Source organism: Granulicella sp. L46 (assembly GCF_009765785.1).
GTDB lineage: Bacteria > Acidobacteriota > Terriglobia > Terriglobales > Acidobacteriaceae > Granulicella.
In genome coordinates, this window is the sequence record NZ_LMUT01000016.1 from 263437 (window position 1) to 272577 (window position 9141).

Below are 9141 nucleotides of genomic sequence, written 5' to 3' on the forward strand. Positions count from 1 at the left end.
AACATAGCGGAGGGTACACAGCGGGCCATGTGGCTCCGCACAGATGGCGGAAGATCTCCGGCGTAATTAGGTGGTGGCGTTGGGGGAAGCGGCGCTGGGGGAGGGTTGACTGGAGGCTGGCTGGGGGGGCTGGGGGAGGGTGCTCGGCGGGTCGGGGGCGGGGCTTTGGACGATCATGGTGCTGTTGGAGGAACCGAAGGCGATTTTTTCCTTGTTGAAGGCCATCAGAACGCGGCGGCGGAGTTCGCGCATGACGCCGTCGCGCTGGTTGACCATCACGCGGACGTTGATGGGGTAGACGACTTCGTAGCCGCTGATTTTGTCGACGCCAAGGATGTTGGGGTCGGCGATGACGATGTCTTTGAAGGCCTCGTCCTTGCGGACCTGAACGGCGAGGTTTTTGAGGACGGACATGACGCGGTCAGGATCTTCGCGGGCGTCGACGGAGATGTTGAGGGTGCCGACGGCGAAGTCGCGGGAGAGGTTGGAGACGGTGGTGATCTGGCTGTTAGGGACGATGTAGACGGTGCCGTCGCCGTCGCGGAGACGGGTGACGCGGAGGCTTAGGTCTTCGACTACACCGGTTAGGCCGGCGATCTTGATGGTGTCGCCGACGGAGTACTGGTTTTCGATGAGGATGAAGATGCCGGTGAGCATGTCCTTGAAGATGGACTGGGCGCCAAAGGAGATGCCGAGGCCGATGACGCCGGCTGAGGCAATGAAGGGTCCGAGGGAGACGCCGAGGGCGGCGAGCACCTGAGTGAGGAGATAAAAGCCGGTGATGCCGTAAGAGGTGGCTCGGAGGATGGCGGCCATGGTGCGGAGTTGTCCGGAACGCTGGGCGTTGCCTACGAGGCGGTCGGCTTTCTTGTAGAGGCGCTTGACGAAGAAGGTAATGATGGACTGGAAGAGGAAGGCGAGAAGGAAGGCGAAGACCAGCTTGGGAACGCCGTTCTGGACGAAGTTGGTGAGGTCGGTCTTCCAGGCCCGCTCGATGTGCTCGAGGAAACGCTCGTCGTGTGCGACGTTGGTGGTGAGGTGTGGATCGGGTGCAAAAAACGTCATTGAGTCGTGGTCCTTAGGAAACTGGGTGCAGTCCAATACAAAGGGTAAAGGAGTGCTTTGGAGGTGGGATGCAGGAGGAGGCGGATGCGGTGTCCGGTTTCCGGATTGGGGAGGGGTGGCTGTGGAAAGAGGGGTCTACTCTGGTAGAGGTGAAATGAGTAGAATTCTGGGGGTTGCGAAGGGAGACGAAACCGTGGCTCAACGACATGGTTCCAACGGGAAGAGTGCGGTGCGTGCTCCTGAGATGATGGGCGGGGGGCAGGTATCGGGGGCAGCGGAGAACGCTGGACTGAGCCGGGAGCAGCTGATTGAGTTCTATCGGCTGATGTATCTTTCGCGGCGTACGGATGACCGTGAGATTCAGCTTAAGAAGCAGCAGAAGATTTTCTTTCAGATTTCGTGCGCTGGGCATGAGGCGCTGCTGGTGGCGGCTGGCATGGCGTTGAAGCCGGGGTATGACTGGTTTTTCCCGTATTACCGCGATCGGGCGATCTGCCTGACGCTGGGGAATACGGTGGAGGAGCAGTTGCTGCAGGCTGTTGGGGCTGCGGATGACACGGCCAGCGGGGGGCGGCAGATGCCGTCGCATTGGACTAGCAAGCGGCTGAATATTGTGTCGCCGTCGTCGTCTACAGCTACACAGTGCCTGCATGCGGTGGGGTGCGCGGAGGCTGGGCGGTACTATTCGCGGCATCCGGAAGCGGCGAAGAAGCCGGCTGAGGGGGTGGTGGATTACCGCGAGTTCAAGGACGTGACGTTTCATGCCGATGAAGTCGCGTATGTGTCGATTGGGGAGGGGTCGACTAGCCAGGGAGAATTTTGGGAGTCGCTGAATACGGCTTCGAATGGGAAGCTACCTGTGCTGTATGTCATTGAAGATAATGGGTACGCGATCTCTACGCCGGTTGAGGTGAACACGCCGGGTGGGAATATCTCGCGGCTGATTGCGAACTTTCCGAACTTTCATTTTGCCGAGGTGGATGGGACCGATGCGGTCGCCAGCTATGCGGCGATGGTCGAGGCAGTAGCGTATTGCCGGGCTGGCAAGGGGCCGGCGGTGGTGCATGGGCATGTGGTGCGGCCGTACTCGCACTCGCAGTCGGATGACGAGACAAATTATCGGAGTGCGGAGGAGATCCAGGCGGATGCGCTGAGGGATCCGATTTCGCGGATGCAGATGTGGCTACTGCGCGAGGGGATTCTGGATGCTGAGGGGATCAACGAGCTGGAGCGCAAGGTGGACGAAGAGGTGCAGCGGGCGACAGATCGGGCGCTGGCGGCTGTGCTGGCACAGCCGGAGTCGATTCTGAAGCATGTTTATTCTGAGGAGCTTAGGCCAACCGACTCGGTGTTTGAGACGGCTGTGCGGCCTACGGCCGACACGGCGGAACACACCATGCTGGACCTGATCAACCACTGCCTGCGGGACGAGATGCGGCGGGATGAACGGATCGTGGTGTTTGGCGAGGATGTCGCCGATGTGACGCGGGATGCGGACCGAACAGACGCGAAGCTGAAGGGCAAGGGTGGGGTGTTCAAGGTCACGCATGGGCTGCAGAAGGAGTTCGGCAGCGACCGGGTGTGGAACTCCCCGCTGGCTGAGGCGAATATTACCGGGCGCGCAATTGGGATGGCTACGCGCGGAATGAAGCCCGTTGTAGAGATTCAATTCTTTGATTACATTTGGCCTGCTATGCACCAGATGCGTAACGAGTTAGCATTAATGCGGTGGCGGTCGAATGGGCAGTTCAGCTGCCCGCTTGTGATGCGGGTTCCGGCGGGAGGATACCTGACAGGTGGGTCGATTTATCACTCGCAGTCCGGGGAGAGCATCTTCACGCATACGCCGGGTGTGCGGATTGTGATGCCGTCGAATGCGCTGGATGCGATCGGGCTGTTGCGGACGGCGATTCGGTGCGATGATCCGGTTTTGTTCCTTGAACACAAGAATTTGTACCGGTCGGTCTTTGGGAGGGCGGCTTATCCTGGGCCGGAGTACATGATTCCGTTTGGGAAGGCTGCGGTGGTGAAGCCAGGGAAGGACCTTACGGTGATTACGTATGGGGCGGTGGTGCCGAGGGCGCTGGAGGCGGCGCGGCGGATGGAGCGGGAGCGCGGGGTGGATGTGGAGCTCCTTGATTTGAGGAGTTTGAGTCCTTATGACTGGGATGCGATTGCTACGTCGGTGAAGAAGACGAGCAAGGTGATCGTGGCTCATGAGGATATGAAGAGCTGGGGGTATGGGGCGGAGATCGCGGCTCGGATCGGGGACGAGCTGTTTGATGAGCTGGATGCGCCGGTGCGGAGAGTGGGGGCTATGGACACGTTTGTGGGGTATCAGCCGCTGCTGGAGAATGAGATTCTGCCGCAGGTGGAACACCTTTTCAAGGCCATGAGCGAGTTAGCGGCGTATTAGGTGCAGACTTAGCTCGGTTTCGCGCCCCAAATCGAGGTGTTTAGCCTAGTTTCGGGTAGCGCATTGATCCACAAGGAGTTGTTTGACGATTGGATGAATGTATCTACGAGATGCATATCTACTAGAGTGGTATAGGTATCGAAAGGATGGCTACCTTTGAGGAGGATTGATCGTCCATTATGTCGGCAGTGAGTGTTTTATGATCGGTGATTTAGATCGCAACTTCGCCTGGTGGGGGCGGGTTGAAGCTAGGGTCCGGCTAGGGTGAGAGTGTCTGAGCCGGCGTTCGCGGAGACCTTGGATGAGACGAGTTGAACGGTTGTGTCGGGTGGGGAGGGCCGGAGGTCAGGCGGCTGTTGTGGCGGTGCTTTGTGGGCTGATGGTGGTGCCGCCGGGGGTGGGGGCGCAGGAGATGGGCGGGGCCAGGATTCCGGTTGAGAGGCATGCGAAGCCGCTGACGGAACAGGAGAAGGTTCTGCAGGCGCTCAACCGGTTTACGTTTGGGCCTAGGCCGGGGGATGTCGCGGCGGTCGAGTCGGTGGGGTTGCAGCGGTGGTTTGAGATGGAGTTGCATCCGGAGCGGATAGACGACTCGGGGTTTGAGGTGGAGATGGGGCAGTTTCCGGCGATGGGGTTACCGCAGGAGGAGCGGAAGGAGCGGTTTCCGTCGGGTGCGGCGGTTCGGCAGATGAGTAAGTTGGGGGGATCTGTACCGAGTGATCCGGTGGAGAGGGCGATCTATGCAGACAGCGAGGCTGTCTATCAGGAGAAGATTGAGAATAAGAATTTGGTGGTTGGTGGAGCGCAGGGGTCGGTGGTTGGCCGCGCCGATGACGGTAAGGCTGTGATGAATGGGACAGCCGTGGGTCCAGGGAGAACCCATGTCTCAGAAGCGAGACATGGGGCACCCTTGATGTCGCCGGTGACGGGGAATGGTGCGGCGGAAGCTCCGGCTGCGGTGGCAGCCATGTCGACGACGGAGGTGGAGGGGGTGTTGCGGTTGGCGCCGGAGGAGAGGTTTGGGCGGTTGGTGGGGATGTCGCCGGAGGGGATGCTGGGGTTTCGGGAGATGGTGAAGGGGAGGGATCGGATGCGGTTGATGGCGGGGTTGGCGCCGGCGCAGAGGGAGGCGGTGGAGGCGATGGTGGAGTCGCCAGAGAGGGTGGTGGCTACTGAGGATATGGAGACGCGGCTGTTGCGGGATATCGATTCCAAGCGGCAGTTGCAGGCCGTGATGACTGAGTTCTGGCTGAACCACTTCAATGTGTATCTGCGGAAGAATGAGCAGGAGCCGTATATGCTGCCGGTGTATGTGCAGGACGCGATCCTGCCGCATGCGTTGGGGAAGTTTGAGGACCTGCTGGTAGCTACGGCGAAGAGTCCCGCGATGTTGATGTACCTGGATAACTGGGAGAGTATTGGGCCGAACTCACTGGCGGCGGGTCGGGTGACGGCGATTCAAAAGGCGAGACCTGATGGGAAGATTGCGCAGAAGTTGCCGAAAGGGATCAACGAGAATTATGGGCGCGAGTTGATGGAGTTGCACGCGCTGGGGGTGGGTGGAGGGTATACGCAGCAGGATGTGATTGAGGTCGCGAAGTGCTTCACGGGTTGGACGATTGATCGGCCGTATGCGGGTGGTGGAGTGCGGGCGAAGATGGGTGCGGATTTGGGGACGCCGGGGGAGTTTGTGTTTGATCCCAAGCGGCATGAGCCCGGGTCGAAGGTGGTGCTGGGGCATACGATTGCTGAGGGTGGGATGAATGAGGGGTTGGAGGTGCTGCATATCCTTGCGGCTAGTCCGGCTACCGCGCATTTTATCTCGCAGGAGTTGGCAGTGAGGTTTGTGAGTGATGTGCCTCCGGCTGCGCTGGTGAATCGGATGGCGGCTGCGTATTTGAAGTCGGGTGGGGATATTGGGGCGGTGTTGACTGCGATGTTCAAGTCGAAGGAGTTTTGGGCGCCGGGGGTTTATAGGGCCAAGGTGAAGACGCCGCTGGAATTTTTGGTTTCTGCGGTGCGGGCTAGCGATGCTACCGTGACGAATCCGCTGCCGCTCGTGCAGGCGATGGATCGGCTGGGGATGCCGGTGTGGGGGATGCAGACTCCTAATGGGTATGGATGGACGGCGGAGGATTGGGTTTCGAGTAATGGGTTGTTGAGCCGGATGAATTTTGCGCTGGTGCTTAGCGGGAACAAGGTCAACGGGACGGTGACGGATTGGGCTGGGGTGCTGGGGTCACAGAATGTGGAGGCTTCGGCGGCTACGGAGAGGGAGTTGGAGGGGAAGGTGTTGGGGCAGAGTGCGTCGGAACGGACGCGGGCGGCGGTGATGGCGGAGTTTATGAATCCTACGGCGCAGGCGCAGGCGGCGGTTGGGTTTGTGGGGTCGCAGGCGGCGGGTCAGGGGATGGGTGGTGGGTTGGTGCGGGCGGCGGTGGTGCAGCCGGCTCGGACGGGGAAACAGAATGAGGTGCCGTTGGATACGATGGCTGGACTGTTGATGGGCTCGCCGGAGTTTCAACGGAGGTAAGGTTTTCTAGCTTCTAACTTTAGCTAAGGCAAGAACGGGCGCGCTTCGCGCGAGAAGCAGGTTCCTCGCTGCGCTCGGAATGACAGCCAGAAAGGCAAGTGCAAGAGCAAAGACAAATGCGGGGGTCCTTCGCTTCGCTCAGGATGACGGCGAAGAACAAACAACGGCAAGAGCAAAGACAAAATCAACAGCAACAGCAACAGCAACAGCAACAGCAACAGCAACAGCAACAGCAACAGCAATGGCAATGGCAATGGCAACGGCAATGGCAATGCAATGGCAAAGGTAAAAGCAAAGGTAAGGCAGAGGCAGAGGCAACGGCAAAGGCAAAGGCAAGGGCACGTACCAATACAAGGGTCTCTCCACTTCGCTTCGCTTCGGTTGAGATGACGAGGAGGTAGGTGACGGTTGGGGGTGGGGTGGTCTAGAGTTACTGGCAACACCCTGTCGCGTTAGGAGATCTCATGCCTGTGAGGAAGTGTGGCGTTCTTGCGGTTGTTGTTTCTGTGGCGTTGGGCCTTGTGACTTCGGCGTTGCCGATGGCGGCGCAGGGAGCCGGGGCACGTTATCCGGTGGCGGCGCCATTGGACCAATATTTGATGGAGAAGAATGCTGAGGTGGCACTGGCTCGGAGTGCCGCGCCGGTTTCGATTTCTGGTGGGGCTGAGGTGTTGGTGCTGGGGCGGGATGGGTATACGACGGTCGCGCCGGGTGGGAACGGGTTTGTGTGCTTGGTGGAGCGGTCGTTTGCTGCGGCGGTTGATTTTCCGGAGTTCTGGAATCCGAAGATTCGCGGGCCGATTTGCGTGAATCCGGAGGCGGCGAAGACGTATTTGCAGGTGGTGCGGCTGGAGGCAAAGCTGGCGATGGCTGGTAAGTCGAGGGAGGAGATTGCTGCGGCGCTGAAGACGGCGTGGGAGAAGAAGGAGTTGACGGAGCCGGGGGTGGGGGCGATGTCGTACATGATGTCGAAGAAGCAGTATCTGGGGGATGAGGGGCATAGTTGGCATCCGCACCTGATGTGGTTTGCTGCGGGGGATGCGGCGAAGAGTTGGGGAGCGAATGTGGAGGGGTCTCCGGTGATGGCTGCGCCTGATCTGGGTGATCGGATGACGATTTTTCTGGTGGCGGTGGGGAAGTGGTCGGATGGGACGGCGGCGCCGGTGATGTAGGCGAGGGATTCTAGCTTTTAGCTTCTAGTGAAGGCAAAGGCAAGAGAAGAAGCAGATTCCCAGGGGAAATGACAGAAAGAAAAGCAAGGGCAAGGGTTTTGACGCTATGGACGCCAAGGTTGCGACGTTTCGCCACGTTGAGCTGCGAGGAATCAGGACAACTATTGTGGTGGGGTTGAGTTTGTATGAGTACGCGCTGATGGGTGCGGGCGTGTCTGTTGGAGGTGTTGGGCTGTGGCGAAGACTTTGTTTCTCGATGCTGGCCATTGGGGTTGTGATCTGCGGGGGCGGGATTTGGTGCGGCGGAATTCTGTTACGCGGAGGGGGTTTCTGCGGGGCGGGGCGCTGGCGCTGGTGGGGACTAGTGTGATTCCGGCGTTTCTTACGCGGTCGGTGTATGCCGAGGTGGCGCGGGCTGCGGCTGGGAAGAAGAAGCTGGTGGTGGTGTTTCAGCGTGGGGCTTGCGATGGGCTGAATGTGGTGGTGCCTTATAAGGAGCCGAACTATTATGCGATGCGGCCTACGATTGGGATTCAGCCGCAACAGCTATTGGATTTGGATGGGTTCTTTGGATTGCATCCGGCGATGGCTTCGATGAAGCCGCTGTTTGACCAGGGGCATTTGGCGATGGTGCAGGCTGCGGGGTCGCCGGATCCTTCGCGATCGCATTTCGATGCGCAGGACTATATGGAGTCGGGTACGCCGGGAGTGAAGTCGACGGTGGATGGGTGGTTGAATCGGGCGCTGCAAGTTGAGCCGGAGCGGGCGAAGCCTTCGGTGTTTCGGGCAGTGGCGCTGGGGCCGGAGGTTCCTCGGACGCTGGCGGGGAAGGTGCCGGCTATTGCTGTCGCGAATCTTGCGGACTTTTCGGTGGCGGGCAAGGGGGCGGTTGCGGAGGGCGAGTCGAGTGCGTTTCAGGCGATGTATGACCAGAGCTCGGATGCGCTGCTGCATGGGACGGGGGCGGATACGTTTGAGGCTGTGAAGATGTTGAAGGCTACGAATCCTGCGGCGTATGTGCCGGCGGCTGGGGTTGAGTATCCGAAGTCGGCGTTTGGGAATAGTTTGAAGCAGGTGGCGCAGTTGTTGAAGGCGAATCTTGGGGTGGAGGCGGCGTTCGCTGATGTGGGCGGGTGGGATACGCATCAGAACCAGGGGGGCGCGGAGGGACAGCTTGCGGGTCGGCTACGGGATTTTTCGGATACGATTGCGGCGTTCTGGAAGGATATGGGCGATGAGGCTGAGGATGTCACGCTGGTGACGATGAGCGAGTTTGGGCGGACGGCTCGGCAGAATGGGACGGGCGGGACGGATCATGGGCACGCGAATGTGATGTTCGTGCTGGGTGGGCAGGTGAAGGGCGGGAAGGTTTATGGGAAGTGGCCGGGGCTAGCGAATGAGCAACTGAACGAGGGTCGGGATTTGGTGGTGACTACGGACTTTCGGAATGTGTTGGGGGAAGCGGCTTATAAGACGCTTGGGGTGCGGAAACTGGATGCGGTGTTTCCGGGCGCGAAGGTTGAGCCAGGGGGATTTTTGAACCTTGTGTGACGTGGGTTTGTGGGATGCGGATTACGAACTTTGGGTGTCATTTTCTGGTGACATTTTCGTGACAAAACTTTTGCACAACTTGCTCAAGAAAAGGGTGGTTAGAGCAAAACTAATGCCGTGGATTTGCGTCAAAGAAGATGTAACACAAAGCAAGCCGGGCCAGCAGTCCCCACGGTAACCGGCATCCCCTATCTGCACGAACCCTCCCACCTATTAGTAGGCGCCCAGAGTATCGGGCGCCTCACGTCTTTAAGGGCAGGGTGCAGGGGATAGAGTGTAGAGCGTAAAGAAGACGCTAGGGTTTTAAGTGGGTGGTGAGAAAAAGCGAAAGGGCTGGGAGGTCGGGTGGGGTGGGGAGGATTAGTTTTGGGGTGGGGAGGGTTTGGAGGGGGACGGCGAGGGGG

General features: G+C 59.5%; 6 protein-coding genes. 4 read left to right on the forward strand and 2 right to left on the reverse strand.

Features of this window, described 5'->3' with window-relative positions:
- Positions 1-66: 66 nt before the first annotated feature.
- The gene (locus GSQ80_RS18095) at positions 67-1065 is read right to left on the reverse strand and encodes a mechanosensitive ion channel family protein (RefSeq protein WP_158789061.1); all 999 of its coding nucleotides are present in this window, start codon (positions 1063-1065) and stop codon (positions 67-69) included.
- Positions 1066-1309: 244 nt separating this feature from the next.
- Between GSQ80_RS18095 and GSQ80_RS18100 the strand changes: the two genes are divergently transcribed.
- Positions 1310-3481 carry a thiamine pyrophosphate-dependent enzyme gene (locus GSQ80_RS18100; protein WP_158789202.1) on the forward strand — a complete coding sequence of 724 codons (2172 nt, stop codon included), beginning with the start codon at positions 1310-1312 and terminating at the stop codon, positions 3479-3481.
- Between the two features lie 301 nt (positions 3482-3782).
- Positions 3783-6014 (forward strand): DUF1800 domain-containing protein, encoded by a 2232-nt coding sequence (locus tag GSQ80_RS18105; RefSeq protein ID WP_158789062.1) that lies wholly within the window; start codon positions 3783-3785, stop codon positions 6012-6014.
- Positions 6015-6152: 138 nt separating this feature from the next.
- Here GSQ80_RS18105 and GSQ80_RS18110 read toward each other — a convergent pair whose 3' ends face one another.
- Positions 6153-6368: a hypothetical protein gene (locus GSQ80_RS18110; RefSeq protein WP_158789063.1), complete on the reverse strand. Its 216-nt coding sequence runs from the start codon at positions 6366-6368 to the stop codon at positions 6153-6155.
- A 110-nt stretch (positions 6369-6478) separates the two neighbouring features.
- Between GSQ80_RS18110 and GSQ80_RS18115 the strand changes: the two genes are divergently transcribed.
- Together GSQ80_RS18115 and GSQ80_RS18120 are read left to right on the forward strand one after the other, a co-directional pair.
- A complete protein-coding gene (locus GSQ80_RS18115; protein WP_216850427.1) occupies positions 6479-7186 on the forward strand; it encodes a hypothetical protein in 708 nt (235 codons plus the stop codon).
- A 234-nt stretch (positions 7187-7420) separates the two neighbouring features.
- A complete protein-coding gene (locus tag GSQ80_RS18120) occupies positions 7421-8737 on the forward strand; it encodes a DUF1501 domain-containing protein (RefSeq protein WP_254059751.1) in 1317 nt (438 codons plus the stop codon).
- Positions 8738-9141 lie beyond the last annotated feature (404 nt).